The organism is Ruegeria aquimaris, from assembly GCF_025751555.1.
In the GTDB taxonomy this organism is placed as follows: domain Bacteria; phylum Pseudomonadota; class Alphaproteobacteria; order Rhodobacterales; family Rhodobacteraceae; genus Ruegeria_B; species Ruegeria_B aquimaris.
On sequence record NZ_JAOWLB010000009.1, the window covers coordinates 33,019 to 58,730 of the forward strand.

General features: G+C 63.3%; 34 protein-coding genes. 14 read left to right on the forward strand and 20 right to left on the reverse strand.

Annotated elements, in window-relative coordinates; all coding sequences use genetic code 11:
* Window positions 1–53 precede the first annotated feature (53 nt).
* Complete coding sequence (locus tag OE747_RS13445; RefSeq protein ID WP_404818318.1) at window positions 54–821, reverse strand: sulfite exporter TauE/SafE family protein; 768 nt, start codon at window positions 819–821, stop codon at window positions 54–56.
* A 143-nt stretch (window positions 822–964) separates the two neighbouring features.
* Between OE747_RS13445 and OE747_RS13450 the strand changes: the two genes are divergently transcribed.
* On the forward strand, window positions 965–2,659 hold the full coding sequence (locus tag OE747_RS13450; RefSeq protein WP_263829103.1) for an acyl-CoA dehydrogenase family protein: 1,695 nt from the start codon (window positions 965–967) through the stop codon (window positions 2,657–2,659).
* 53 nt (window positions 2,660–2,712) lie between these two features.
* Here OE747_RS13450 and OE747_RS13455 read toward each other — a convergent pair whose 3' ends face one another.
* Window positions 2,713–4,098: a multicopper oxidase family protein gene (locus OE747_RS13455; RefSeq protein WP_263829104.1), complete on the reverse strand. Its 1,386-nt coding sequence runs from the start codon at window positions 4,096–4,098 to the stop codon at window positions 2,713–2,715.
* Window positions 4,099–4,279: 181 nt separating this feature from the next.
* Here OE747_RS13455 and era point away from each other — a divergent pair, with 181 nt between their 5' ends.
* The 3 genes from era to recO are packed head-to-tail and all read left to right on the forward strand — an operon-like array spanning window position 4,280 to window position 6,324.
* Entirely contained in the window at window positions 4,280–5,185 is a 906-nt protein-coding gene (era, locus tag OE747_RS13460) for a GTPase Era (protein ID WP_263829105.1), read from the forward strand.
* Window positions 5,186–5,209: 24 nt separating this feature from the next.
* Window positions 5,210–5,539, forward strand: coding sequence for a DUF1491 family protein (locus OE747_RS13465; RefSeq protein WP_263829106.1), 330 nt, complete (start codon window positions 5,210–5,212; stop codon window positions 5,537–5,539).
* A gap of 59 nt (window positions 5,540–5,598) precedes the next feature.
* Window positions 5,599–6,324, forward strand: a complete 726-nt coding sequence (gene recO / locus OE747_RS13470; protein ID WP_263829107.1) for a DNA repair protein RecO — start codon at window positions 5,599–5,601, stop codon at window positions 6,322–6,324.
* On the opposite strand, the gene OE747_RS13475 is transcribed toward recO, so the two are convergent.
* The 10 genes from OE747_RS13475 to folK form a co-directional block, all read right to left on the reverse strand.
* A complete protein-coding gene (locus OE747_RS13475; RefSeq protein ID WP_263829108.1) occupies window positions 6,308–6,700 on the reverse strand; it encodes an META domain-containing protein in 393 nt (130 codons plus the stop codon). The two genes, recO and OE747_RS13475, sit on opposite strands and share 17 nt — an antisense overlap.
* Window positions 6,700–7,389: a ribonuclease III gene (gene rnc, locus OE747_RS13480; RefSeq protein ID WP_263829109.1), complete on the reverse strand. Its 690-nt coding sequence runs from the start codon at window positions 7,387–7,389 to the stop codon at window positions 6,700–6,702. Before rnc ends, OE747_RS13475 begins: the two co-directional genes overlap by 1 nt.
* On the reverse strand, window positions 7,386–8,222 hold the full coding sequence (gene lepB / locus OE747_RS13485) for a signal peptidase I (protein ID WP_263829110.1): 837 nt from the start codon (window positions 8,220–8,222) through the stop codon (window positions 7,386–7,388). The genes rnc and lepB overlap by 4 nt, the downstream gene beginning before the upstream one ends.
* 34 nt (window positions 8,223–8,256) lie before the next feature.
* Window positions 8,257–8,703, reverse strand: coding sequence for a holo-ACP synthase (gene acpS, locus OE747_RS13490; RefSeq protein WP_263829111.1), 447 nt, complete (start codon window positions 8,701–8,703; stop codon window positions 8,257–8,259).
* Window positions 8,700–9,542, reverse strand: a complete 843-nt coding sequence (locus OE747_RS13495; protein ID WP_263829112.1) for a hypothetical protein — start codon at window positions 9,540–9,542, stop codon at window positions 8,700–8,702. The genes acpS and OE747_RS13495 overlap by 4 nt, the downstream gene beginning before the upstream one ends.
* Window positions 9,539–10,285, reverse strand: coding sequence for a pyridoxine 5'-phosphate synthase (locus tag OE747_RS13500; RefSeq protein ID WP_263829113.1), 747 nt, complete (start codon window positions 10,283–10,285; stop codon window positions 9,539–9,541). The genes OE747_RS13495 and OE747_RS13500 overlap by 4 nt, the downstream gene beginning before the upstream one ends.
* A 35-nt stretch (window positions 10,286–10,320) precedes the next feature.
* On the reverse strand, window positions 10,321–10,977 hold the full coding sequence (locus OE747_RS13505; protein ID WP_263829114.1) for a DUF2062 domain-containing protein: 657 nt from the start codon (window positions 10,975–10,977) through the stop codon (window positions 10,321–10,323).
* A gap of 31 nt (window positions 10,978–11,008) precedes the next feature.
* On the reverse strand, window positions 11,009–13,141 hold the full coding sequence (locus OE747_RS13510) for a RelA/SpoT family protein (RefSeq protein ID WP_263829115.1): 2,133 nt from the start codon (window positions 13,139–13,141) through the stop codon (window positions 11,009–11,011).
* A 28-nt stretch (window positions 13,142–13,169) separates the two neighbouring features.
* Window positions 13,170–13,523: a DNA-directed RNA polymerase subunit omega gene (gene rpoZ / locus OE747_RS13515; RefSeq protein ID WP_263829116.1), complete on the reverse strand. Its 354-nt coding sequence runs from the start codon at window positions 13,521–13,523 to the stop codon at window positions 13,170–13,172.
* A gap of 85 nt (window positions 13,524–13,608) precedes the next feature.
* Complete coding sequence (gene folK, locus OE747_RS13520) at window positions 13,609–14,184, reverse strand: 2-amino-4-hydroxy-6-hydroxymethyldihydropteridine diphosphokinase (RefSeq protein WP_263829117.1); 576 nt, start codon at window positions 14,182–14,184, stop codon at window positions 13,609–13,611.
* A 134-nt stretch (window positions 14,185–14,318) separates the two neighbouring features.
* Here folK and OE747_RS13525 point away from each other — a divergent pair, with 134 nt between their 5' ends.
* The 8 genes from OE747_RS13525 to OE747_RS13560 all read left to right on the forward strand — a co-directional run bounded on the left by OE747_RS13525 (window position 14,319) and on the right by OE747_RS13560 (window position 19,477).
* Entirely contained in the window at window positions 14,319–14,891 is a 573-nt protein-coding gene (locus tag OE747_RS13525) for a LabA-like NYN domain-containing protein (protein WP_263829118.1), read from the forward strand.
* A 202-nt stretch (window positions 14,892–15,093) separates the two neighbouring features.
* A complete protein-coding gene (ispH, locus tag OE747_RS13530; RefSeq protein WP_263829119.1) occupies window positions 15,094–16,044 on the forward strand; it encodes a 4-hydroxy-3-methylbut-2-enyl diphosphate reductase in 951 nt (316 codons plus the stop codon).
* Window positions 16,041–16,670: a glutathione S-transferase family protein gene (locus tag OE747_RS13535; RefSeq protein ID WP_263829120.1), complete on the forward strand. Its 630-nt coding sequence runs from the start codon at window positions 16,041–16,043 to the stop codon at window positions 16,668–16,670. The genes ispH and OE747_RS13535 overlap by 4 nt, the downstream gene beginning before the upstream one ends.
* 67 nt (window positions 16,671–16,737) lie before the next feature.
* Window positions 16,738–17,352 (forward strand): LysE family translocator, encoded by a 615-nt coding sequence (locus tag OE747_RS13540; protein WP_263829121.1) that lies wholly within the window; start codon window positions 16,738–16,740, stop codon window positions 17,350–17,352.
* Entirely contained in the window at window positions 17,349–17,801 is a 453-nt protein-coding gene (locus OE747_RS13545; protein WP_263829122.1) for a DUF3429 domain-containing protein, read from the forward strand. Before OE747_RS13540 ends, OE747_RS13545 begins: the two co-directional genes overlap by 4 nt.
* The gene (locus OE747_RS13550; protein ID WP_263829123.1) at window positions 17,798–18,391 is read left to right on the forward strand and encodes a class I SAM-dependent DNA methyltransferase; all 594 of its coding nucleotides are present in this window, start codon (window positions 17,798–17,800) and stop codon (window positions 18,389–18,391) included. The genes OE747_RS13545 and OE747_RS13550 overlap by 4 nt, the downstream gene beginning before the upstream one ends.
* Window positions 18,384–18,851, forward strand: coding sequence for a ribonuclease HI (rnhA, locus tag OE747_RS13555; protein WP_263829124.1), 468 nt, complete (start codon window positions 18,384–18,386; stop codon window positions 18,849–18,851). Before OE747_RS13550 ends, rnhA begins: the two co-directional genes overlap by 8 nt.
* Window positions 18,848–19,477, forward strand: a complete 630-nt coding sequence (locus tag OE747_RS13560) for a trimeric intracellular cation channel family protein (protein WP_234220614.1) — start codon at window positions 18,848–18,850, stop codon at window positions 19,475–19,477. The genes rnhA and OE747_RS13560 overlap by 4 nt, the downstream gene beginning before the upstream one ends.
* Before the next feature lie 65 nt (window positions 19,478–19,542).
* Here OE747_RS13560 and OE747_RS13565 read toward each other — a convergent pair whose 3' ends face one another.
* The 6 genes from OE747_RS13565 to def (OE747_RS13590) are packed head-to-tail and all read right to left on the reverse strand — an operon-like array spanning window position 19,543 to window position 22,450.
* Window positions 19,543–19,782, reverse strand: a complete 240-nt coding sequence (locus tag OE747_RS13565) for a GlsB/YeaQ/YmgE family stress response membrane protein (protein WP_011048904.1) — start codon at window positions 19,780–19,782, stop codon at window positions 19,543–19,545.
* A 1-nt stretch (window position 19,783) separates the two neighbouring features.
* Window positions 19,784–20,020: a hypothetical protein gene (locus OE747_RS13570; RefSeq protein WP_234139851.1), complete on the reverse strand. Its 237-nt coding sequence runs from the start codon at window positions 20,018–20,020 to the stop codon at window positions 19,784–19,786.
* A 13-nt stretch (window positions 20,021–20,033) separates the two neighbouring features.
* Window positions 20,034–20,939: a methionyl-tRNA formyltransferase gene (gene fmt, locus OE747_RS13575; protein WP_263829125.1), complete on the reverse strand. Its 906-nt coding sequence runs from the start codon at window positions 20,937–20,939 to the stop codon at window positions 20,034–20,036.
* 4 nt (window positions 20,940–20,943) lie between these two features.
* Window positions 20,944–21,441, reverse strand: coding sequence for a peptide deformylase (def, locus tag OE747_RS13580; protein WP_263829126.1), 498 nt, complete (start codon window positions 21,439–21,441; stop codon window positions 20,944–20,946).
* On the reverse strand, window positions 21,438–21,935 hold the full coding sequence (gene def / locus OE747_RS13585) for a peptide deformylase (protein WP_263829127.1): 498 nt from the start codon (window positions 21,933–21,935) through the stop codon (window positions 21,438–21,440). The genes def (OE747_RS13580) and def (OE747_RS13585) overlap by 4 nt, the downstream gene beginning before the upstream one ends.
* Entirely contained in the window at window positions 21,932–22,450 is a 519-nt protein-coding gene (gene def / locus OE747_RS13590; RefSeq protein ID WP_263829128.1) for a peptide deformylase, read from the reverse strand. Before def (OE747_RS13590) ends, def (OE747_RS13585) begins: the two co-directional genes overlap by 4 nt.
* Window positions 22,451–22,549: 99 nt before the next feature.
* Between def (OE747_RS13590) and OE747_RS13595 the strand changes: the two genes are divergently transcribed.
* Window positions 22,550–23,722: a MalY/PatB family protein gene (locus tag OE747_RS13595; RefSeq protein ID WP_263829129.1), complete on the forward strand. Its 1,173-nt coding sequence runs from the start codon at window positions 22,550–22,552 to the stop codon at window positions 23,720–23,722.
* Between the two features lie 50 nt (window positions 23,723–23,772).
* On the opposite strand, the gene OE747_RS13600 is transcribed toward OE747_RS13595, so the two are convergent.
* Window positions 23,773–24,123 carry a hypothetical protein gene (locus OE747_RS13600; protein ID WP_263829130.1) on the reverse strand — a complete coding sequence of 117 codons (351 nt, stop codon included), beginning with the start codon at window positions 24,121–24,123 and terminating at the stop codon, window positions 23,773–23,775.
* 204 nt (window positions 24,124–24,327) lie between these two features.
* Between OE747_RS13600 and OE747_RS13605 the strand changes: the two genes are divergently transcribed.
* On the forward strand, window positions 24,328–25,317 hold the full coding sequence (locus OE747_RS13605) for a glutathione S-transferase family protein (RefSeq protein WP_263829131.1): 990 nt from the start codon (window positions 24,328–24,330) through the stop codon (window positions 25,315–25,317).
* Here OE747_RS13605 and OE747_RS13610 read toward each other — a convergent pair.
* Window positions 25,299–25,661 carry a response regulator transcription factor gene (locus tag OE747_RS13610; RefSeq protein ID WP_263829210.1) on the reverse strand — a complete coding sequence of 121 codons (363 nt, stop codon included), beginning with the start codon at window positions 25,659–25,661 and terminating at the stop codon, window positions 25,299–25,301. The two genes, OE747_RS13605 and OE747_RS13610, sit on opposite strands and share 19 nt — an antisense overlap.
* Between the last annotated feature and the right edge of the window lie 51 nt (window positions 25,662–25,712).

The following is a 25,712-nucleotide window of genomic DNA, read 5'->3' on the forward strand; positions in this document are numbered from 1 at the left end:
GTCACGGTCCTGACCCGATGGCCGTTCGGGTACGGGCGTTGTCAGCCTGCTGGCTAGCCGACCAATGCCCGCCGCAAAAGGTTGAGGCCCGCAACCAGAAGCACCAGCAAGGTGATCTTGCGGAACATGACCTGATCGATCCGGTCCTGGGCCAGCCCGCCAAGCCACATGCCAAAGACTGCGGGAACCACCAGAAAACACGAAAACAGTATCGTTTCGGCCCGCAGAATTCCGGATACCAGATGAGCGCCAACCAAACCCAGCGCACCCAGACCGTATATGACGCCCTGGATCCGCATCTGATCCCGCTTTTCCGTGTTCAACGCGGTCAGATAAGCGACCGTGGGCGGCCCCCAGACACCGGACATGCCGCCAACAGCCCCGGCCACGGCCCCCACGCAAGCTTCCACCGGAAGCGATTGCCGCGACAGGGTGAAGCCCAGCCCAAGCAGTTGCATCCCTGCAAACAGAACCACCGGAACCGCGATCATCAGCAGGAAGGTTTCTGGCGCGACCTGGGTGACCAATTGAGCACTGACCAAAAGGAATACGAAGCCCACAATCAGGAACACGCGAAAGCGTTTCACGGAAGCCATTGCCGCCGATGTACCCTGTCGCAAGGCCTGCATGCCGTTGGTCACAAGGGTCGGCATGATCAAACCCGCCAGAGCCCAGTCTGGCGGCAGCACCATGCTGAGCCCCGAAATCGAGATCATCGGCATGGCAAAACCGACCATGCCCTTGATGCAACCGGCCAGCAGCACGATCACAACGGCAAGGACCCAGTCTTGAAGCGAAAGCAGGTCGAGAATGCTCATCATACCCCCTCATAGCACTCTGAACCGGCGCTGCACTGCAAAATTTCAAACGCAACATTGAAACGTTTTAAGGGTAAATTGCGCATTTTTGTTGCGCTGCATGTGCAAAATGATATGACCGGACGGACCACGAGAGGATGTGATTCATGGCCCATGACGGACAGGACCCGATGACGATGACCACGCAAACCGTTCTATTGCCCGACCTTCTGCGCCTGACCGGCGCGGCGCTTGCCCCGGTGGATGCGCTGTTCGAGCGCGCCCGCGACTCCGTGCGCGAGATGGTGAGCGAAGGCGGCCGCGTGTCCGGGGCCCTGATCGACGCCAACCAGACCGCCGCGCATGGCCTGTCCTGGCTGGCCACCTATCAGCAATCGCTGCGCCAGATGCAGCGCTGGGCCGAGGCGTTGCAGGCCGAGGGCAAGTTCGGCGAGATCGAAAAGCTGATCCACCAGATCGGTTTTGGCGAGTACCTGCACCAGATGGCCGGTGGCATACCGATGAACCAGGGCGAGGTGGTCCGGCTTCAGGACCTGGGCCTGGGTTGGGACGCGCTGTCGGGCTTCCAGGCCGCCGAAGTGCAGACCCTGATGGCGCAGGCCAATACACAGGCCGCCCGCACCCGTCTGGTCGAGCTGATGCAGGATCAGGCCGGCGCCACCATGTACGGTGCCTCGGGTCTGGACGAAGAGTTGGAGATGATCCGCGACCAGTTCCGCCGCTACGCGGTGGAAAAGGTAGAACCCTTTGCCCATGACTGGCACCTCAAGGACGAGCTGATCCCGATGGAAGTCATCGAGGAACTGGCCGAGATGGGTGTGTTCGGCCTGACCATCCCAGAGGAATTCGGCGGCTTTGGCCTGTCGAAAGCGTCGATGGTGGTGGTGTCCGAGGAACTCAGCCGTGGCTATATCGGCGTCGGCTCGCTGGGCACCCGCTCCGAGATTGCCGCCGAACTGATCATCGCAGGCGGCACCGACGAGCAGAAGGCCAGCTGGCTGCCCCGCATCGCCAGCGCCGAGATCCTGCCCACCGCCGTGTTTACCGAGCCGAACACCGGTTCGGACCTTGGCAGTCTGCGCACCCGCGCGGTCAAGGACGAGAACGGCGATTACAAGGTCACCGGCAACAAGACCTGGATCACCCATGCCGCGCGCACCCATGTGATGACGCTGTTGGCGCGCACCGACCCCAACACCACCGATTACCGTGGCCTTTCCATGTTCCTGGCGGAAAAGACGCCGGGCACCGATGCCGAGCCCTTCCCCACCCCTGGCATGACCGGTGGCGAGATCGAGGTTCTGGGTTATCGCGGCATGAAGGAATACGAGCTTGGCTTTGACGGGTTCCACGTCAAGGGCGAGAACCTGCTGGGCGGTGAAGAGGGCAAGGGCTTCAAACAGCTGATGGAGACCTTTGAAAGCGCCCGCATCCAGACCGCCGCCCGCGCCATCGGCGTGGCGCAATCGGCGCTGGATATCGCGATGCAATATGCGCAGGACCGCAAGCAGTTCGGCCGCGCCCTGATCGCGTTTCCCCGCGTCTCCAGCAAGCTGGCGATGATGGCGGTCGAGATCATGATCGCGCGCCAGCTGACCTATTTCAGCGCCTGGGAAAAGGATCACGGCCACCGCTGCGATCTCGAGGCCGGGATGGCCAAGCTGCTGGGCGCCCGCGTGGCCTGGGCCGCGGCCGACAACGGCTTGCAGATCCATGGCGGCAATGGCTTTGCGCTGGAGTACAAGATCAGCCGCGTGCTCTGCGATGCGCGCATCCTGAACATCTTTGAAGGGGCCGCCGAGATTCAGGCCCAGGTGATCGCCCGCCGCCTGCTGGGCTGATCCATCCTCAATGGTTTGAAAAGCCCGGCCCGGTGCCGGGCTTTTTCGTTGCCTCAGGTTACCCGCAGGAACCCGGTCAGCCCGGTCTTCTGATGCTCGATCACATGGCAATGGAACGCCCAGTCGCCCGGATTGTCGGCCACCAGCGCGATGTCGATCACCTCGTCCTTCAACAGCAGCATCGTATCGGTCCAGAGCGGCGGCAGGCTGCGCCGGTTCGACGCGATCGGCACGAAGGCCAGCCCGTGCAGGTGGATCGGATGAAGGTTGGGCGATTCGTTGCGCAGCCGCAGAACATAGCTCTTGCCGCGTTCCAGCACCGCCAGCGGCGCCGTGCCCGTCGCCGCATCACCAGCCCAGGCTGCGCGATTGATCGACCAGAACGAATAGCCCATCGTGCCGCAGAACCCGTCATTGGGCGCGTTCCCCTCTGGGGTCCAGCCAAAGACGAATTCGTGCAGCTCGGCGCGGTCGAGATCAGGTTGCGACAGCGGGTTCTGGGCCAGCGACTTCAACTCGGCCAAAGCGCGCTTGGGGCCAGACCCCACCGCGCGCAGCCCCGCCATCAGCCGGGGCGGCTGGCCGGGTAGATCGGCCATGAGGTCGACCTGCTGCCCCTCCTCCACCGGCATGACCACCGCGAGGTCGACCCGTTGACCGGGCGCCAGCAGCAGCGGCGCGCCCATGCGCGGTACCGGCAACTCGACGCTGACCGGGTGCCCATCCCAGGCGATGATCCGCGCCGTGCCACCATCGAGATAGAGTCTGTAGATGCGGGTCGTGTCGGTATTGACCACCCGCAGCCGCACCAGCGACCCGGCGCCATGGTCATAGACCGGCCCCTGCCGCCAGTTGGCAGTCTGGACATTGCCCATGGTGCCCCCGCGCGCCGCGCCGCGCGCTGTATAGGCAGGCAGGAAGGCATCCGCCGCATCCAGCCGGAAATCGCGCAGATTTATGACCTCTTCGCTGTCAAACCCCGGATCCTCGGCATCGGCGATGACTATCACCCCGGTCAGGCCATGGGCCATCTGCTCCATCGTCATGCAATGAGGGTGATACCAATACGTACCCGCATCGGGCGGGGTGAAGGCATATGCGAACCCCTCTCCCGGGCCGATCGGCATCTGGGTCAGATAGGGCACCCCGTCCATCGCATTGGCGATCCGCAGCCCGTGCCAATGCATCGCGGTGTAGTCGTCCAGCGTGTTGCGGACAGTGAACCGCATCTCTTGCCCCTGCCGCCCGTACAGAACCGGCGGCGGCGCATCGGACGACAGGCTGACCATGCCCGCCGTCTGCTGGTGGCGTAGCTGGTAGGTAGCTTGCTGAACCACCAACTCCTGCATCCCGTGTGGGGCCATGGCGGATCCCAGATGCGCCAAGCCGGCGGCCCCCAACAGGGCGGCGCCTCCAAACAACAGATCGCGACGAAACATGCGACACCTCATTTCTGCAATTGGGAAAGAGGCCGGGCTGTCAGTTGGCTGGACCTGAGCCACAGGCTGGCATGGGCGGCCGACATCCGCAATGCGCCCTCTGGTCGCTGACATGGCTTTTGCCTCTGGCGAGACCCGGCAAAACCTTGTAGAGGGTGCGACTTGCAACCAGGACCCGCCCATGACCACACGTGCCGGATTTGTCGCCCTGATCGGAGAGCCCAACGCGGGCAAATCGACCCTGTTGAACCGCATGGTCGGGGCCAAGGTCTCGATCGTCACTCACAAGGTGCAGACCACGCGCACCCGCATTCGCGGCGTCGCGATGGAGGGCGAGGCGCAGATCGTCTTTGTCGACACGCCGGGCCTGTTCCAGCCGCGTCGGCGGCTTGACCGCGCCATGGTCGCCGCAGCCTGGGGGGGTGCTGCGGATGCCGATATCGTGGTTCTGATGGTCGAGGCGCATCGCGGCATCACCGAAGGGGTCGAGCGCATCCTCGAAGGTCTGACCGAGATCGCCAAGGGCCGCACCGTGGCGCTGGCCATCAACAAGATCGACCGGGTGCCTGCGGAAAAGCTGTTGAGCCTTTCCGAGGCGCTGAACGCGCGTTTTGAATTTGCGCGCACTTTCATGATCTCGGCCGAGCGTGGCCACGGGGTCGCGGACCTGCGCAAATGGCTGGCGGCGGAACTGCCCGAAAGCCCCTGGCTCTATCCCGAGGATCAGATCGCCGATCTGCCGATGCGGATGATCGCAGCCGAGATCACCCGCGAGAAGCTGACCCTGCGCCTGCATCAGGAGCTGCCCTATCAACTGACCGTCGAGACCGAGAACTGGGAAGAGCGCAAGGATGGCTCGGCCCGGATCGACCAGGTGATCTATGTCATGCGCGACGGCCACAAGGGTATAGTGCTGGGCAAGCGCGGCGAAACCGTCAAGGCAGTGGGCCAGGCGGCGCGGGCCGAACTGGAAGAGTTCCTGGACCGCAAGATCCACCTCTTCCTTCAGGTCAAGGTGCGCCCCAACTGGCTGGAAGAGGCCGAGCGCTATTCCGAGATGGGCCTCGATTTCAAGGACGGCAACTGACGGCATTGGGCCGAAGGGCAGCGCATGGCACGACTGACGGCGGAATTCTGGGTGCACGCATATATTGCCCGGCTCAGGTTCAACGATATCCCGGCCTTTGTCACCGCCCATGGCGACAACACCGCCGGTGCCGTCCTGGTCAAGCTGAACACGCTCGATGGGCGCGCAGTCGCGCTGCACCGGGAATACGACCTGATGACCGGGGCCCGCAAATGGACGGAATTGGCCGCGGGCGGCGAGGCGGATGTGGATGCCGCCATCGCCCGGCAACGGGGTTTCGACCCTGACCTTTGGGTGATCGAAGTCGAGGACCGGCAGGGCCGCCACCTGTTGGACGAAGACGGGTTGGGATAACCACCCTTGCAGCCGACTGCCGCCTGCGGTCATTCTGTCGGCATGTTCAGGGGGGCCAAGTGGACTGGCGCGATCAGGGTATATTGCTGGCTGTGCGCCGCCACGGAGAGACCTCGGCGATCATCGAGGTCTTTACACAGGAACATGGCCGTCACGCAGGGGTGGTGCGCGGTGGAACCAGCCGCAAGATTGCGCCGATCCTGCAACCGGGCGCGCAACTGGATGTATCCTGGCGGGCCCGGCTGGAGGATCACATCGGCAGTTTCACGGTCGAACCGCTACGGTCGCGGGCGGCTGCGGCCATGTCCGGGCAGATGGCGCTGGCGGGTCTCAATGCGGTGACCGCGCTTTTGTCCTTTTGCCTGCCCGAACGGGAGCCGCATCCAAATCTCTATCGGCAGAGCGAGCGACTGCTCGACCTGCTGGGACAGGACGAGATCTGGCCCCTGGCCTATCTGCGCTGGGAACTTGGTCTGCTGGAGGAGCTTGGCTTCGGCCTTGATCTGAGGGCCTGCGCGGTGACCGGTACAACCGAAGATCTGGTGTTCGTTTCACCGCGCACCGGGCGCGCGGTGAGCGCTGCGGCGGCGGGGGTATGGGCCGACCGCTTGCTGCCGCTGCCCCCCTGTCTGCGCGGGCAGGGTCCGGCCCCCGATACCGAGATTGCCGAAGCTTTGGGCACCACCGGATATTTCATGGAGAACCGGCTGGCTCCCTCGTTGGGCGACCGCCCCCTGCCCGAGGCGCGGAGGCGGTTTGTCGATCTTGTCAGTCGACCGCGTTGAACAGCATTTCGTGTCCGGCCTCGTTCCGCAGGATCAGAATACCGCCGGAAACCTCGGACTGCTCCATCGCCATCAAGGCAGCAAAGAAGGTGCCTTCGGCCTCCAGATCGGGACAGGCCGCGCGTGTGGCCGCAAGATCGCGGAGTTCGAACCAGGGGTAAGGGACGTCCAGCGTGGCGGAATACCCGTTGCAAGGCCCCTGCCCCGCGACACGCCCGGCCTCCGGGAATTCAAGCGCGGCGAAAGCGGGGAACTCAGTACCGTCGATACTGCGCAGGACCCACTCCCGCCCGCCAGCACCATAAGCGGCCACGGTCTCATCCTGCCCGCATTGAATGAGCGACACCACCGGCAGCAACAGCGCCGCGCGAAGCATCAGCCCGCCTCGCCTTCGAGACGGTCCAGCAGGGCCCGCGCGGCGGATTGTTCGGCCTGGCGTTTCGACCCGGCAGTTGCCTTTGCCTCACCGCCATCAGTCAGACGCACCACGATGGTGAACACCGGCGCGTGGTCGGGTCCCGAGCGGGACACGAGGTCGTAAGCGGGCGGTTTCTGCCCGCGTGCCTGCGCCCATTCCTGAAGTGCGGTCTTGGCGTCCCGGGCATCGGCTTCGACCTGATGGATACGCGCACCCCAAAGCCGCAGAATGACCTCTTGCGCGGCCTCGAACCCGCCGTCGCGGTAGATCGCGGCAATCACCGCCTCCATCGCGTCGCCCAGGAGAGCCTGTTTGCGTCGGCCGCCCGACATCATCTCGGACCGGCCGAGCTTCAGCACCGCGCCCAGATCGATCTGCCGCGCCACATCGGCGCAAGTCTCCTTGCGCACCAGCGCGTTGAAACGTGGCGCAAGCTGGCCTTCGGTTGCGGCTTTGTCTGCCTCAAGCAAGGCCGAGGCCATCACCAGCCCCAGCACCCGGTCGCCCAGAAACTCCAACCGCTGATTATCGGCGCGTGTGGACGAGGATATCGAACCATGCGTCAATGCACGCACCAGCAGTTCCGGCCGGGCAAACTCATAGCCAAGCCGATCCTGAAAGGCAGACATGTCAGCTGACAGTTTCACTCGACCCCCTTGAAGAAGCGGTCGCTGCGCCAGGTCCAGAAAAACAGCATCGAGCGGCCAGCGGAGGAGAACATGATGCGGTCGGCCCGACCGATCAGATTCTCATAGGGCACATAACCGACCCCACCGGCTGACTGCGGCAGACGGCTGTCGCTGGAGTTGTCGCGGTTATCCCCCATGAAGAAATAGTATCCCTCGGGCACCGTATAGACACCGGTGTGATCGGACGCCTGATTACCGATGTTCAGGATTTTGTGGCTGACGCCGTTTGGCAAGGTCTCGATCTGGCGGGATTTCTGGCAGACGCCACCGTCGCCCACCGGTCCGTTCTCGCAGCGTGGCCGCAGGCGCTGTGGCCCCTGTGCCTCGGCGGTTTCCTCGAAAACCCCGTTATCCTCAAGCTGGACCGCGGTGTCATTGATATGCAGCACGCCATCCTTGACCTGGATTCGGTCCCCCGGCAGGCCGATCAGCCGCTTGATGAAATCGCGCCCCGAAACCGGGTGGCGAAACACCACGACGTCACCCCGTTCCGGCGTACCGCCCAGGATGCGTGTATTGTCGCCCTTCATCCAGCCGCACACGTCTTCGGCGTCGATGTCGATACCGAAGCGCGGGATGATCAGGCTGGGACACGAGGCATAGGAATAGCCATAGGCCATCTTGTTGACGAACAGGAAATCGCCGATCAGCAGTGTTTCCTTCATCGAGCCCGAGGGGATCCAGAATGGCTGGAAGAACAGGGTGCGGAAGACACCGGCGATCAGCAGCGCGTAAACAATCGTCTTGATCGTCTCGACAAAGGAATTTCCTGACTTGGCTTTGCTGGCCATTCGGCTCTCCAGTTTCAGCGGGCGTTTCGTGGGGCTACATGCGTGGCGGGGTCGGGTAAGTCAAGCTTGCCCCACCCTGATCGGCGCTGGGGCGCGCCTCGATCACGACAAAGGCCTGTGCCCAGGGATGATCGTCGGTCAGGGTAACGTGGATGATCGCCTCATGCCCGTCAGGTGTCATCTCGCGCAGGCGCTTCGCCGCCCAGCCGGTGACATGCATGACCGGCTGGCCGCTGCGCAGATTTGTGACCGCCATGTCGCGCCAGCTGATACCCATACGCAGGCCGGTGCCCAGAGCCTTGGAACAGGCCTCTTTCGCGGCCCAGCGCTTGGCATAGGTGCCGGCGGTGTCAGAGCGGCGCTCGGCCTTGCGCTGTTCGGTCTCGGTAAAGACCCGGTTGCGGAAGCGGTCGCCAAAGCGGTCGAGCGTGCGCTCGATCCGCTCGATATTGGCCAGATCGGTGCCGATGCCAAGGATCATTCCTGAACCTCCGACGCGCTGTTGAACCAGTATTCAACCCAGTTGTTAAGGACAGAGGCAGCATTTTCGCCCCAGCTAACGGCATATGTGCCGACATTGCCCACGACTGCCGACCAGTCCGCACCTGCCAGTGTGTCATAGTAACCGGTTGCTTTGTCCCAGGCCTTCTCCGGCGCCGAACTGACTTCGCCCCATATTTGATCTTTCGTGGGCAGGTCATCATAGTTCGGAATCAGGTCCGCGCAGTCGAATGCCGCTGCTGCCGCCTCTCGCGCCGCTTGGGCGTCGCCCTCAGTCTCGATGGCCGCAACAAGCGCAGTCATGTCGCGGGCCGTGTCGCAGCTGTCCTTGACTTCCAGCACAAGCGCAGCAGCGATGACGCCCACACCGACGACGGGGATCGCCTCGGCAAACACCGATGCCGAGTTGCGTGCGGCCTGCCTTGCGAGGCGGTCGCCGATTGCGTCCCGAGTCGAGGCCGCAACACGGTTCACCGCGAGACGACGTTCAGCCGCTTCGCGCAGCGCCGTCTCGCGTGCCTCGCGCGCAGCTTTTTCCGATGCCTCTCGCGTGGCGCGCTCAAGTGCTTCGCGGTTGGCCTTGTCCGCTGCTTCCCGGCGCAGCGCCGCCTCGGCGGATTCTCGGGCGGCAACGGTTGACAAACCCGCCGCCGACAGGATCCCGGACGCGGCAGTAAATGCGCCGGAAACGGTTAACGTCAGAATGTTGAACACCAATCCGCCAATCACCAGCAGGGCCAGCAGGGTGCGCGGCAGGCTTCTCACCACGCGAACCGGAAAGCCCAGTATCGCCAGCAATGGCGACCGTTGACGGCTCACGCGCGCGCCTCGTCCATCAGGCGGCGCATCTGGCGAACCGCCGGTTCAAGGCCCATAAAGATCGCCTCACCGATCAGGAAATGCCCAATGTTGAGTTCGCGCACCTCGGGAAAGGCCGCGATCGGCTGCACCGTTTCATAGGTCAGCCCGTGGCCCGCGTGCACCTCAAGACCCAGCGAATGGGCAAAGGCCGACATCTCGCGCAGGGCCTCCAACTCGCGGTCGCGCGCGGCATAGTCGCCCTCGGCATGGGCGTCGCAATAGGCGCCGGTATGCAGTTCGATCACCTGCGCGCCGATCCGGTGCGCGGCCTCGATCTGCCGTTGGTCGGCGGCGATGAAAATCGAGACACGGCAGCCGACCTCGCGCAGGGGGGCGATGAAATGGGCCAGCCGGTTTTCCTCGCGCGCAACCTCAAGCCCGCCTTCGGTGGTGCGTTCCTCGCGCTTTTCCGGCACGATGCAGACCGCGTGCGGCTTGTGGCGGAGCGCGATCTTCTGCATCTCGTCAGTGGCGGCCATCTCGAAGTTCAGCGGCACGCTCAGCGCCGCCATCAACCCGTCGATATCGGCATCGGTGATATGGCGGCGATCCTCGCGCAGATGCGCGGTGATGCCATCCGCGCCCGCCTGTTCGGCGATTTTGGCGGCGCGGATCGGGTCGGGATAGGCGCCGCCACGCGCATTTCGCACCGTCGCCACATGGTCAATGTTCACGCCAAGACGCAGTTGTTCAGCAGACATCAGGGGGTTCCTTTCCGACTCGCTTGTGGCCGACCCTAGCCGGGTTTCCTGGGGTTTGGCAGGGCGGCCTCGGCCTTTTTCTTGATCGCCTGGAACTTGGCCTTGATCTTGGCACGCCGACGCTGCTGGTACGTGCGGATCAATGGCAGGCTAAGGTAGTAACAGACCACGGCGGCGACGATTCCGGGGAGAATCCCGCCGATCATGTAGGGGTAGAACACCTCGTCATAGAAGAGCTTCAAGGCGTGCCAGTCGGCGGTCTGATCGGTGAACAGGGCAATGGAGTTGTTCTTGAGATCGCCCGCCGCACTGGCGAACTTGCCCATGAGACCGTGTTCCGAGCCTTCCTCGAAATGGGTTCCGAGAATGAAATGCCCGGTTTGCAGCGAGATGACGCCAATCGGCACATAGGTCAGCGGATTGCCGAAGAACGTCCCGCTGAGGCTAGCCAGGATGTTGCCGTTGATCAGCCGCGCCAAGACGATCGCGATGACGAAGTGCATCCCGTAGAATGGGGTAAACGAGGCAAAGACTCCAGCCCCCACGCCACGGGCTATGCGCTCGGGCCGGTCCGGCAACCGGCGGACCCTGTGTTTGACGTAGTGAAAAGCCCGGGTCCAACCGCCGCGCGGCCAGATCAGTTCCCACAGCACCTGCAGCAGGGACCGGCGATCTCGGCGCTTGAAAACCACGCGTGGACGTCCTTTCCGTACCCTCTGACCCTTAGTTCACCGCGGCGCCTGCCTTGGCCTTTTCCCTGTAGCGTTCGACCGAGGCCACATCGCTTTCCGCTTCAAGCGTCAGCATCAATGAGTGCAACTGTTCGACATCACGCAATTCGACACTGATCATCAACCGGTAGAAATCCGGCTTGCGGTCAATAAATTCCAGGTTGGAGATATTCGCCTTCTTCTCGCCGATCAATGTGCAAATACGCCCCAGAACACCCGCATCGTTGCCAATGGTCAGTTCCAGGGTCGCACCATAGACCGCCGGATGCGTACCCGAGTGCCAATGGAGATCGACCCAGCGCCCCGGCTGGTCCTCGAACTCGCTCAGCTTCTCGCAATCTATGGCGTGCACCACCACCCCTTTGCCGCGATAGGTAATCCCGACAATGCGTTCGCCAGGCAACGGTTGACAACAGGGCGCGCGGTCAAAGCTTTGCCCCGGTTCCAGGCCGATCACGGCCCGCCTTGGCGGAATGGCATCGCCATGGTCGGGCGCAAGCTCCGGATAGACCGCCTGCACCACATCATGCGCCGTCAATTCGGCCGACCCAAGCCGGGCCAGCAACTCATCCCGGTTCTTGAGCCTCAGGTGCTTGGCCGCCGTGTCCAGCGCCTTGTCGGTGGCCTTGCGCCCTACATGTTCAAATGCGGAACGCGCCAGCTCATGCCCGAGCTTGATGAACCGCTCGCGGTCCACCTCGCGCAGCGCGCGCCGGATCGCGGTCTTGGCCTTGCCGGTGACGGCAATTTCAAGCCAACTCACTTGCGGGGTCTGGCCTTCGGCGGTGATAATCTCGACCGACTGGCCGTTCTTGAGCCGGGTCCACAGCGGCACCCGGATGCCGTCCACCTTGGCGCCCACACAGGCGTGGCCGATCCGGGTGTGGATCGCATAGGCATAGTCGATCGGGGTCGCTCCACGCGGCAGCTTGACCACATCGCCCTTGGGCGAGAAGCAGAACACCTGGTCGGAGTACATCTCGAGCTTGACCGCTTCGAGGAAATCCTCGTGATCTTCCTCGTTGTCGAACTGCTCGGTCAGGCCCGCGATCCACTTCGCCGGGTCGACGGCAAACGGGTTCTGGGTGCGCACCCCATCGCGATAGGACCAATGCGCCGCAACCCCGGTTTCGGCCACGTCATGCATCTGGCGGGTCCGAATCTGCACCTCGACCCGCTTGCCGTCACGCCCGGACACGGTGGTGTGGATCGACCGGTAACCGTTCGATTTCGGCTGGCTGATATAGTCCTTGAACCGGCCCGGCACCGCGCGCCAGCGCTGATGGATGGCGCCCAGCGTGCGGTAACAATCCTCTTCGGACCCGGTGATGATGCGGAACCCGTAAATGTCGGACAGGCGCGAGAAGCCCTGATCCTTTTCCTGCATCTTGCGCCAGATCGAATAGGGCTTCTTGGCGCGCCCGAACACCTCTGCCTCGATCCCCGCCTTTTCCAGTTCGTGCCGCATGTCGCCGGTGATCCGATGGATCACGTCGCCGGTTTCGCGTTGCAGCGTGATGAAACGGCGGATGATCGACTGGCGCCCCTCGGGGTTGAGCACGCGAAAAGCCAGATCCTCCAGCTCTTCGCGCATCCACTGCATGCCCATGCGGCCGGCAAGCGGGGCATAGATATCCATGGTCTCGCGCGCCTTGATCACCTGCTTTTCCGGGCGCATCGCCTTGATCGTGCGCATGTTGTGCAGACGGTCGGCCAGCTTGACCAGGATCACCCGCAGGTCCTTGGACATGGCCATAAAAAGTTTGCGGAAGTTCTCGGCCTGCTTGGTCTCGCGCGACGAGAGTTGCAGATTGGTCAGCTTAGTCACACCATCGACCAGCATCGCCACCTCTTCGCCGAACAACTCGGACACCTGACCATAGTTGGCCTTGGTGTCCTCGATCGTGTCGTGCAGCAGCGCGGTGATGATGGTGGCATCGTCCAACCGCTGTTCGGTCAGAATGGCGGCGACGGCGACGGGATGGGTGAAGTACGGCTCGCCAGAATGTCGGAACTGGCCGTCATGCATTCTGCGCCCGAACTCATAAGCCCGGGTAATGCGCTCGACATTGGTCTTGGGGTTGTAGTTGCGGACCAGCGCAATCAGATCGTCAACAGAAATCATCCTGTCCGCATCCTTTCGCGCGGCGCGCTCAGCCCTGCCCCTGCGCCTCCATCAGGGCACGTAGCAGGCGTTCCTCCGACATGTCGTCTTCGGCTGGGCGGTCCGATTCGGCCCCCATCAGCAGCGCCATCTGGTCGTCTTCGGGCTCGTCGACTTCAATCTGAGTCTGGTTGGCCTCGATCAGGCGCTCCCGCAGGCCATCGGCGCTCTGTGTTTCGTCGGCGATCTCGCGGAGCGAAACGACCGGGTTCTTGTCGTTGTCCCGATCCACGGTGATCGGCGCGCCTGCAGAGATTTCGCGCGCGCGGTGAGCGGCGAGCAATACCAGCTCGAACCGGTTCGGAACCTTGTCTACGCAGTCTTCTACCGTCACGCGGGCCATAAGCGACTCTCCAAAGTGCAACCTTGTCCAGAAAGGACGTATCTAGGCGCGTTTCCCGCGCTTGACAAGCAGGAAATCCCCTGTTTCACGGCAATAACGGCTTAACTCCGGCCACGTCCTCGGGCGGCAGATCTGCCAGCAGCTCAACCACGGTCTTGCCCAGAACCGGATGGCGCCAATCCGGCGCCACGTCAGCCATCGGTACAAGGACGAAGGCCCGGTCCTGCACACGCGGGTGCGGGAGGATCAGCTCTGAGGGCGCGGCTTTCGCCTGAATCTCAGGCGGAAGGCGGCGCCATTTCTCGTATTCTTCGAGCGTCGGGACAATGCGATCGCCATGACAGATCAGGTCGAGATCCAGCGTGCGCATGCCCCAGCGTTGCTCGCGCCTGCGGCCAAACATCTCTTCGACCCGGTGCAGCACCGCAAGGATGGCAACCTCTGATAGATTTCCATTGATGGTGATCGCCGCATTGACGTAGTCTGGTCCCGCTCCGGGTGGAAAGCAGGGCGTCACATAGAATCGGCTTTCGGCGCCAACAGACAAGCCTTGTCCCGCCAGTTCCCGGATAGCATGCCGCAACGTCAAGGCAGGGGGAGTTTGATCAAAACTTAGATTTGCGCCCAAGGCGATAACGGATTCTCGTTGTTTTTTGATCATCGCATGCTTCCGTTCACGTCAAGTGCACCCTTGCCATAAATGGCGTTTCACTTACATTGGAAAGACCATTTCGCCGTTTTTTTATCACTCACTCACGGACACAGGCGAAACGGTTCATACCGGAAGGAACAATTATGTTTTATAAAGACGAACGGCTTGCGCTGTTCATCGACGGTTCGAATCTTTATGCAGCGGCAAAGGCTCTTGGTTTTGACATCGACTACAAGCTGCTGCGCCAAGAGTTCATGCGGCGCGGCAAGATGTTGAGAGCCTTCTACTACACAGCGCTGCTGGAGAATGACGAATACTCGCCGATCCGTCCCCTTGTCGATTGGTTGCACTACAATGGCTTCACCATGGTGACCAAACCCGCGAAGGAATACACCGACAGCATGGGGCGTCGTAAGGTCAAGGGGAACATGGATATCGAGCTGACCGTAGATGCCATGGAACTGGCGCCACGCGTCGATCATATCGTGCTGTTCTCGGGCGATGGCGATTTCCGGCCGCTCGTGGCCAGTCTCCAGCGTCAGGGGGTTCGGGTCTCGGTCGTGTCGACGATTCGCAGCCAGCCACCGATGATTTCGGACGAGTTGCGTCGCCAGGCTGACAATTTCATCGAACTCGAGGAATTGCGTGACGTGATCGGTCGCCCCCCGCGCGACATGCCGATGGAACCGCGATCAATCGCAGCCAACGCGCAGTGAACCTAGCGCACCATGGCGCATGGTTCGAACAGTGAGTATAGGACGGCCGGGCGAATGATCACCCGGCCGTTCTGCGTTCTGAAATGAATTGTGATCAACACCCTCTTCCTAGCAACCTCTCGTGACGGTTCTGTGAAGCCCTGACCCGGGCTGGACCTTCGCCAGCCAAAGCCTTACCTGTTCCGGGCAAGGAGATGCAGCCATGACCAAACCGCCCCTGACCCTGTACCTGGCCGCTCCGCGCGGGTTCTGCGCTGGCGTCGATCGCGCCATCAAGATCGTGGAGATGGCGATCGAGAAATGGGGCGCGCCGGTCTATGTCCGTCACGAGATCGTGCATAACAAGTTCGTGGTCGACGGGCTGCGCGCCAAGGGGGCCGTGTTTGTCGAGGAACTGGATGAATGCCCCGGTGACCGGCCGGTGATCTTTTCCGCCCACGGGGTTCCCAAAGCGATTCCGGCCGAGGCCGAGCGGCGCCAGATGGTCTATGTCGATGCCACCTGCCCGCTGGTGTCCAAGGTCCATATCGAGGCCGAGCGGCACGCGGAACGCGGGCTGCAAATCATCATGATCGGTCATCGCGGCCACCCCGAGACCATCGGCACCATGGGACAATTGCCCGAGGGCGAGGTGCTTCTGGTCGAAACGGTCGCGGATGTGGCCCGCATCGCGGTGCGTAACCCCAAACGCCTTGCGTTTGTCACCCAGACCACCCTGTCGGTGGACGACACCCGTGATATCGTGGCAGCACTTCAGGCGCGGTTCCCGCAGATCGTCGGCCCGCACAAGGAAGACATCTGCTACGCCACCACCAACCGGCAAGAGGCGGTCAAGGCGGTGGCGCCAAAATCGGACGCGCTCCTGGTCGTTGGGGCGCCCAACTCGTCGAATTCACGCCGCCTGGTCGAGGTCGCCGCCAAGGCGGGCTGTTCCTATGCGCAGCTGGTACAACGTGCCGAAGACATCGACTGGCGCGCGTTGGACGGTATCGCAACCGTCGCCGTCTCTGCTGGTGCCTCGGCCCCCGAATTGCTGGTGAACGAGGTGATCGACGCCTTTCGCGCGCGCTTCGAAGTAACGCTCGAGGTGGTGGAAACCGCCGTTGAACATGTAGAGTTCAAGGTGCCGCGCGTGCTGCGGCAACCGGCGTGACCCCGCATCGGCCGACCCTGACCGGCTATCGCTACAGCGTCTATACGCGGGCGGCGCGGCTGGCGCTGATCGAAAAGGCGGTCGCATACGACTATCACGAACACGACCCCTTTGCCCCCGGCGCGCAGGGACAGCACCCGTTCGGCCGGGTACCGGTGCTGCATCACGCAGGCGCGCGGTTCTATGAAACCGCCGCGATCACCGCCTATGTCGATCTGGCCTTTCCCGGCCCCGCACTGATGCCTGAACACCCCGCAGCGGTGGCGCGTGTGGTGCAGGTGATCTCGATCGTGGACGCCTATGCCTATTGGCCCCTGGTCCGGCAGGTCTATTCCCACGCGGTGTTTCGCCCGGCGATGGGCGAACCCGCATCGCAGCAGAGCCTGCGCGAGGGGATGGAGCGTGCCCCGACGGTTCTGGCCACGCTTGACGAGATCGCGGCCGAAGGGCTGGTCCTGTCCGGACAGATGACCCGCGCCGATTGCCATCTGGCGCCGATGATCGCAGCCTTTGTACAGGCGCCACAGGCGGCGGACCTGCTGCGCCGCTATCCCGCGTTAACGAACTGGTGGCTGGATATGGCCGGGCGGGACAGCCTGCGCCTCACCGAAACCCCGCTTCCCTAACCACAGGTTCACCGCTAGGCTGCATGGCAACCGGCAGCGGACCGGCGACAGATAAAGGGTTAGATTCATGATTTCATTGCAATTTCTCATCACCGCCTTTGTCGTTATCCTGGCTCCCGGTACCGGTGTGATCTATACGCTCGCGATCGGTCTGGGGCGCGGACGCACTGCGGCGGCCTGGACGGCGCTGGGCTGTACGCTTGGCATTCTGCCGCATCTGGCGGCGGCCATTCTGGGGCTAGCCGCGATCCTGCACAGCTCGGCGCTTTTGTTCCAGCTGGTCAAGGCCGCGGGCGTCGCCTATCTGCTCTACCTCGCCTGGCAGGCGCTGCGCAGTGACGGCGCGCTGGCGATCCGGTCCGAGCACAGCTACCAGCCCGGCTGGCGGATCGCCTGGCGCGGGGCGCTGATCAACATCCTGAACCCCAAGCTTTCTGTCTTTTTCCTGGCGCTGCTGCCGCCGTTCCTGTCCGGTAATCCGGCCAGCGCCACGACCGAGATGGGCCTGTTGGGACTCGTCTTCATGGCGATGACCTTTGCCGTGTTCCTGATTTATGGCGCCTTCGCCTCGGCGGCACGCACCTATCTGATGCAGAGCGAGCGCGCGCTGCGCTGGATGGGGCGCGGCTTTGCCCTGGTCTTTGCCGGGCTTGCCGCCCGCCTGGCGATGGAGCGCGCATGACCGCCATTCCCCGCGCACCGCTGATCCTGGGCCTTGCCGGGCTGATCCCGTTCCTCTGGGGCGCCCTCACCTATCTGAGTCCCGCCTTGCAGGCCTGGGGCGCCGCTGCCCTCGGCCCGCGTTTTGTGGGGCCATATGTGCAGATCGCCTATGGCCAGATCATCCTGGCCTTCATGTCCGGCGTGCTCTGGGGCTTTGCCACCAAGGCCGATGGCCGCCGCGCCGCGACCGGCTATGCGCTTGCGGTGCTGCCCGCGCTCTGGGCCTTTTTCATGACCGGGGGCGGCCCGACCGGCGCGGCGATCAACCTGATCTTCGGCTTTCTGGGCCTGTTGATGCTGGATGCGGCCTTTGCCAGCTGGGGGCTGGCGCCGATCTGGTGGATGCGGCTTCGCCTCTTGCTGACGGCGGTCGTTACCCTGTGCCTGGCGGTGGGGGCCTTCTTGTGAGCGACCCGGAAACGATCCGGATCTATGACGACCGCGCCAGCGACTATGCCGCGCTGACCGAGGATCACAACGCCGCCGACCCCATGCTGCAGGCCTTTGTCGCCATGCTGCCAAGCGGCGGCCGGGTACTGGATCTCGGGTGCGGCCCGGGCACCTCCGCGGCCCAAATGGCGCGGGCAGGACTTGCGGTCGTTGCCGTCGATGCCTCGGCCGAAATGGTGGCGCTGGCTGCCCGGCAGCCGGGCGTCGCAGCCCGGCTAGCCCGGTTCGACGAGATCGAGGATACCGCCGCCTATGACGGCATCTGGGCCAATTTCAGCCTGTTGCATGCCCCCCATGCCGAGTTTCCCGGCCATCTCGCGCGCCTGTTTCGGGCCTTGAAACCCGGCGGGATTTTCCATATCGCCCTCAAACTCGGAACCGGCGAAGGGCGCGACAGCCTCGGCCGGTTCTACAGCTACCATCAGGAGGACGCGTTGGAGCATCTGTTGCAGCAGGCCGGTTTCACCATCACCGACCGCACATTCGGCGCCGGGCCGGGCCTCAGCGGCAAGGTCGAGGACTGGATCGCGATGCGCGCCCATGCCTGAGATCTTTGCCTATACCGACGGCGCCTGTTCCGGCAATCCCGGCCCCGGCGGCTGGGGCGTACTGTTGCGCGCCATCGAGGGCGAGACCGTACTGAAGGAACGCGAGCTGTGCGGCGGCGAGGCGGAGACCACCAACAACCGGATGGAGTTGCTGGCCGCGATCAACGCGCTGGAAACGCTGGAGCGGCCCTCGAAAATCACCGTGGTCACCGACAGCGCCTATGTAAAGAACGGCGTGACCGGCTGGATCTTCGGCTGGAAGCGCAACGGCTGGAAGACCGCTGGCAAGAAACCGGTCAAGAATGTCGAACTGTGGCAACGGCTGGATGCGGCACAGTCACGCCATGACGTGACCTGGGAATGGGTCAAGGGCCATGCAGGGCACCCGGAAAACGAACGCGCCGACGAGTTGGCGCGCGCAGGCATGAAACCCTTCAAACCGACAAAGGCCCAGACATGAGCCTGCTGGCCCTGCTCGATTACGCCTCGGTCCTGGTCTTTGCCCTGACCGGCGCGCTGGTGGCCAGCCGGGCGCAGCTCGACCTGGTTGGGTTTGCCTTTGTCGCCTGCCTGACAGCGGTGGGCGGCGGCACCATGCGCGACCTGCTTTTGGGCCGCGACCCGGTGTTCTGGGTGGGCCAGCCCGCCTATATCCTGATCGCTTCGGGCGCCGCGGCGCTGGTCTTCTTCACCGCGCATCTGGTCGAAAGCCGCTATCGGTTGCTGATCTGGCTGGACAGTTTCGCACTGTCCATTGCAGTGGCGGCAGGCACCGGGGTCGCACTGGCGCAGGGGCAACCGCCGGTGATCGTGGTGCTGATGGGGATGATGACCGGCTGTCTCGGCGGGCTGATGCGCGATGTGGTCTGTAACGAGGTGCCGCTGGTCCTGAAACAAGGCGAACTCTATGTCTCTTGCGCTCTGGCGGGAGCGGTGGCGGCCGTGATCGCCACCGGGCTGGGGCTGGCCACCCTGCCCGCGCTGGGCCTCTGCGCGCTTGTCTGCTGGGGTCTGCGCGCCGGCTCGCTGATCTTTGGCTGGCGCCTGCCGGTCTACAAAAGCCGCCCGCCGCGCACGCGCGGCTGACCCCCCTTCATTTCGCCCAAAATACTCCGGAGCGCGAGGCAGAGCCTCGCATTCGCCCGCACGTCTCAGCGCCGCCGCAGATAGGTCTGCCAGAGCCAGACCACCAGAAGCGCCCCCAGCACCGCGCCGACAAAACCCGACAGCCATCCCATCATCGTCAACAGCGCCCGCAGGATCAGCCCGCCGATCAGCGCGCCCACGATGCCGATCAGCATGGTGGTGGGAATATCCGCCTCGACCCGCATCAGCCGGGTGGCCAGGAAACCGGCAGCGGCACCGATGATGATCAGGACAACGATATGCATCTCATTTCCTCCAATGGAAGGGGACGATGATCAGCGCGCCGATAGACGAAAGAATGGCATTCATCCCCGGAGATCCGAAACCGATCCCGAACATGATCCGCAAGAAATAGAACAGGAAGGCCCCGCCGACGCAGATGATGATGGATTGCAGATAGCCGTTATGGGTGAACCCCGATTTCTCGGAGATGTAGCCGACGATCCCGGCGATCACCACCGTTCCCATCAGAACCATGAACATACGCGATCCCCTTCTACAGGCGGGTTCCCTTTGGCACGGGCCAGCCGCGCAGGAAGATGTCGGCATCCTGCGCCCCTTTGCCCGCCCGTTGCAAGCGGGTGAGTGAGACAGCGCCGGTGCCACAGGCGATGGTCAGGGCATCGTCCAGCACCTCACCCGGGGTGCCCTGCCCCTCGTCCAGGCGTGAGGCGAGCAGTTTCACCCGTTCGCCCGCGATCTCGGTCCAGGCGCCGGGAAACGGCGAGAGGCCACGAATCTGCCGGTCGATCTCGACCGCCGGGCGGGTCCAGTCCACCCGCGCCTCTGCCTTGTCGATCTTGGCGGCATAGGTGACGCCATCCTCGGGTTGCGGCTCGGGCGTCAGTTCGGGCAGGCGTGCCAGCGCCTCGACAATCAGGTCGGCGCCCATCATCGACAGCCGATCGTGCAGGGCGCCGGTGGTTTCCTCCCCTGCGATGGGTGTCGCAGCGCGCAGCAGCACCGGACCGGTATCCAGCCCCGCCTCCATCTGCATGATGCAAATGCCCGTTTCAGCATCTCCCGCCATGATCGCCCGGTGAATGGGCGCCGCGCCGCGCCAGCGCGGCAACAGGCTGGCGTGGATATTGAGGCATCCGTGGCGCGGCGCGTCCAGCACCGCTTGCGGCAGGATCAGCCCATAGGCCACCACCACCGCCACATCGGCGCCCAGCGCCGCGAAATCCGCCTGCGCCTTGGCCCCTTTCAGCGAGACCGGGTGGCGCACCTCCAGCCCCAGTTCCAGCGCGCGGGCATGGACGGGCGTGGGGCGGTCCTTTTTGCCGCGCCCCGCCGGGCGCGGCGGCTGGCAATAGACGGCGGCGATCTCGTGCCCGGCCGCGACCAGCGCCTCCAGCACCGGAACCGAGAAATCGGGGGTTCCCATGAACACGACGCGCATGACCTCAGCCCCCCAGCTTGCGCGCCTTGCGCAGCAGCATGTCGCGTTTGACCTTGCTGAGATTGTCGAAATACATCCGCCCGTTCAGGTGATCAATCTGGTGTTGCACGCTGGTCGCCTCGATGCCGACAAAATCGCGCCGGTCGACCTGCCCCTGTTCGTTCAGGAACCGCACCGTCACCGCACGCGGGCGCTTCAGCTTTGCCGAGACGCCGGGCAGGTTGGGGCTCGCCTCGTCATGTTCGCGCAGCTCGACCGAGGCATGCAGGATCTCGGGGTTGGCCATCCGAACCGCACGGCCCCGCTCGGACGAGCCATCGACCACCGCCAATCGCAGCATCACCCCGATCTGTGGCGCGGCCAGGCCCACGCCCGGCATCGCCTCCATCGTGTCGATCATGTCGTTCCAGATGGCGCGGATCTCGTCGGTGATCTCGCTCACCTCGGCGGCGCGGCTGCGCAGGTGCTTGTCGGGCCAGGGCAGACAACGACGGACGGTCATGGACGGTTTCCCTCATATTCGGACAGCATGGCAGCACGCGCTTGCGGGTCCAGATGATCCAGCGTGACGACCCCGTTCAGATGGTCGAATTCGTGCTGGATGCAGCGCGCCTCGAACCCGTCGAAATCGGCCATGTGAATGTCGCCCTCGGGCGCGGTCCATTGCACGGTTACCGCCTTGGGCCGGGTGACGGGCACCGAGAGGCCGGGGATCGACAGGCAGGCCTCCTCCATCTCGACCGGCACCCGCTCGGCGGCCATGATCACCGGGTTGATCATCGCCATCGGGCTGGGCGCGCCCTCTTTCCAGCCGACATCCATGACGAAAAACCGCTGCATCACGCCCACCTGCGGCGCGGCCAGCCCGCGCCCCTTGGCGGCATACATGGTGTCGAACATGTCGCGGATCAGATCGTCGGGCACGATCCCCTCGACCGGCGCACAACGCCGCGACAAGCGCGCATCGGGCCAGGTCAGGATCGGCAGGACACTCACACCCGGGCCCGCTCGCGCTTCAGCTTTTGCATCTTGCGGGTGATCATCTGGCGTTTCAGCGGCTTGAGGTAGTCGATGAACAGCTTGCCATCCAGATGGTCGATCTCATGCTGCACGCAAGTGGCCCAGAGCCCGTCAAAGGTCTCGCTTTGCAATTTGCCGTCGCGGTCGATCCATTCGACATCCACCACCTTGGGGCGGGTCACCTCGGCATATTGCTCGGGGATCGACAGGCAGCCTTCCTCGTAAACATTGGTCTCGTCCGAGGCGGCCACCACGCGCGGGTTGAACATCACCAGCGGGCGGGCGGCAGCACCCTCTTCCTTGACGCAATCCAACACGATCAAGCGGTCGAGCACACCGATCTGCGGCGCTGCCAGGCCGATGCCCGGCGCGTCATACATGGTCTCCAGCATGTCGTCGGCCAGCGCCCGCAATTCGTCCGAGATATCGGCCACGGGCGCGCAGACCTTTTTCAGGCGCGGATCGGGATGAATGAGAATAGCACGTTTCATGGTCCCGATTTAGGCGATTGCCCGCCCTGCTGCAACGCCCCTTGCGCATGGCGGCAAACTGGCTAGCCTCTGGCCGACCAGATGACCCCGGAGACAGACATGAGCTTTGACGACCTGATCGACCGCCGCGGAACCTTTTGTTCGAAATGGGACATGATGGAGCCCATCTATGGCGTGCCCGCCCAGGACGGGCTGGCCATGTGGGTCGCCGACATGGATTTCCGCGCACCCGATCACGTGCTGGCCAAGCTGCGCGAGATGACCGACCATGGCGTGCTGGGCTACGTCAACTATGACAAACCTTATACCGATGCGATCCGCTGGTGGATGCGCAGCCGCCACGACTGGGATGTGGCGCCCGAGGCGATATTTACCACCACCGGGCTGGTGAACGGGGTCGGCATGTGCCTTGACACCTATACCCAGCCGGGCGACGGGATCGTGCTGTTCACTCCGGTCTATCACGCCTTTGCCAAGGTGATCCGCAATGCGGGCCGGCAGGTGGTGGAATGCCAGATGGTCAACACCGATGGCCGGTACGAGATGGATTTCGCGGCCTATGACGCGCAGATGACCGGCAACGAGCGCATGTTGATCCTCTGCTCGCCGCACAATCCCGGCGGCCGGGTCTGGACACAGGAGGAGCTGCGCGCCGTAGCCGATTTCGCCAAGCGGCACGACCTTTTGCTGCTGTCAGACGAAATCCACCATGACCTGGTCTATCCGGGACACACCCATATCCCGATGCCGAATGCGGCCCCCGATGTCGTCGACCGGTTGTTGATGCTGACCGCACCCTCCAAGACCTTCAACATCGCGGGCCTGCATACCGGGCAGGTGATCATCCCCGACCCCGAACTGCGTGGACGTTTCGCCAAGCGGATGGCCGCGCTCTCTCTGGCACCGAACTCGACCGGGCAGATGGCGACGCTGACCGCCTATTCGCCCGAGGGGGCGGAATGGGTCGACGGGCTGCTGGCCTATCTGGACGAGAACCGGCGCCTGTTCGACAACGCCATCGCGGCGATCCCCGGTCTGCGCTCGATGCCGCTCGAGGCGACCTATCTCGCCTGGGTGGATTTCTCCGGCACCGGCATGGAGCGGGCCGAGTTCACCGAACGGGTCGAACAGCAGGCCAGGATCGCGGTGAACCACGGCACCAGCTTTGGCACCGGTGGTGAAAGCTTCTTGCGTTTCAACCTGGGCACCCAACGGGCCCGGATCGAAGAGGCGATCGACCGGCTGAACCAAGCCTTTGGCGATTTACAATAGCAATGACGTGGCTCTTCGCCGCGTTTTACCCAGCGCGGCGAAGGGTGCACTCACCCCTTGCCAATAAGACCGGCAGGCGCGTCAGGCGATCGGGCGAAGTCGAGCGGCGCCCGGTCCATTGCCAGCGTGTGCCGCTTGAACTCGTAGATCATCTCGCCGCCCTCGGCGCCCGAGGCCACGATCAGGCATTGATAGAGCAGGTTCGGCCCCTCATAGATATCGACCAACCCGCGCAAGGGCGGCGTGCTCTCTGCCTCGACTGCAAACCCGTCGCGCCACAGGCGCAACACCGTATACAGCATCCCATCCTGTTCGACGCGCAGGCGGCTGATCCTCTTGAGCCCGGATATCCGGGCCGCAGCCAGACCTTCGCTGATCTCCTTGGAAACGTAGGTACTCATTGGATCCTCCTCGCGCGTGCCACAAGGGTGTCTCGGCAATTGTAAAAAACAAGCAAAGTTTTTGCTGCCAAGATGTTGTTTTCTGTTGTGAGTGGCGGCGGGGCATCAGGGGATGTGCGTCAGTGCATAGAGCCTGCGCGTCTTTGGCGTGGCCAATCCACCGGCTCGACCCTAGGTTTCAGGTAGCAAAAAGCGGAGGCCGACATGGGACAGCTGGTTGACGGAGTGTGGCAGGATGTCTGGTACGACACCAAGTCCACTGGTGGATCCTTCCGCCGGAGCGAGGCCGGATTCCGCAACTGGATCACCCCCGACGGCTCGGTCGGCCCGACAGGTTCAGGCGGTTTTGCCGCCGCCTCGGGGCGCTATCACCTCTATGTCAGCCTTGCTTGCCCCTGGGCTCATAGGACGTTGATCTTTCGCGCAATCAAGGGGTTGCATAATCATATCGGGGTCTCGGTTGTTCATCCGGACATGCTGGAAAACGGCTGGTCCTTTGACAAGGACCGCGATGGGGCAACCGGCGACCAGCTCTATGGGCTTGAATTTGCGCATCAACTCTATACGCGCGTCGACCCGACCTATTCAGGCCGGGTGACGGTCCCGATCCTGTGGGATACCGAGCGTCAGACCATCGTGTCCAACGAGAGCTCTGAAATCATCCGGATGTTCAACTCTGCCTTCGACAGGATCACCGGGAACACCGACGATTACTGGCCCGAGGCCGCCCGTGACGAGATCGAGGAGATCAATGCGCGGATCTACGATACGGTCAACAATGGCGTCTACAAATGTGGATTTTCCACGACTCAGGCGGCATATGACGCCGCCGTTCATCCGTTGTTCGACACGCTCGACTGGCTAGAAACGCGGCTGTCGCAAAATCGGTATCTGATGGGCGACCGCGTGACCGAAGCTGATTGGCGGCTGTTCACAACCTTGATCCGGTTTGACCCGGTGTATCACCTGCATTTCAAATGCAACCGCCGCCGGTTGACCGACTATCCCAACCTGTGGGCCTATACCCGTGAACTCTATCAATGGCCCGGCGTCTCGGAGACGGTCAACCTGGACCACATCGTGCGCCACTATCATTTCAGCCACGACAGCATCAATCCACACCGGATCATTCCGATCAACCCGCAACTCGACTATCTCGCGCCGCATGGCCGCGATCAGCGTCCCGTCGCATAATGTTCGACCATCGCTGCCAAATCCTCGGGCGGGGTATCGCCATGGATATATGCGCATGCGTTGGGGCTGTGAGCGAATATCGAGCCATCGGAAAAGAAGGTCGTGTTGGTCACGAAGATAACGCGCGCCTGTGGTTGACGATAGCTCGCAAAATCCGCAACCGCCAAGGCGCTGCCCTGCGCAAGAACCAGATCCAGAACGATGATCTCGAACTCGCTACGGTACAACGCCAGGATTGCGTCTTCTTGTGACTGGACAAGCGCGACCTCGGCCCCTTGCCGCTGCAAGTGGCGTTGCCAGAGCTCTCCCAACTCCGGGTTACTTTCTACAATCAGCACATTCATAACAGCTAACCTGGCACGTATTTTGGTGTCATACATGGTGCCGTCCCCAAG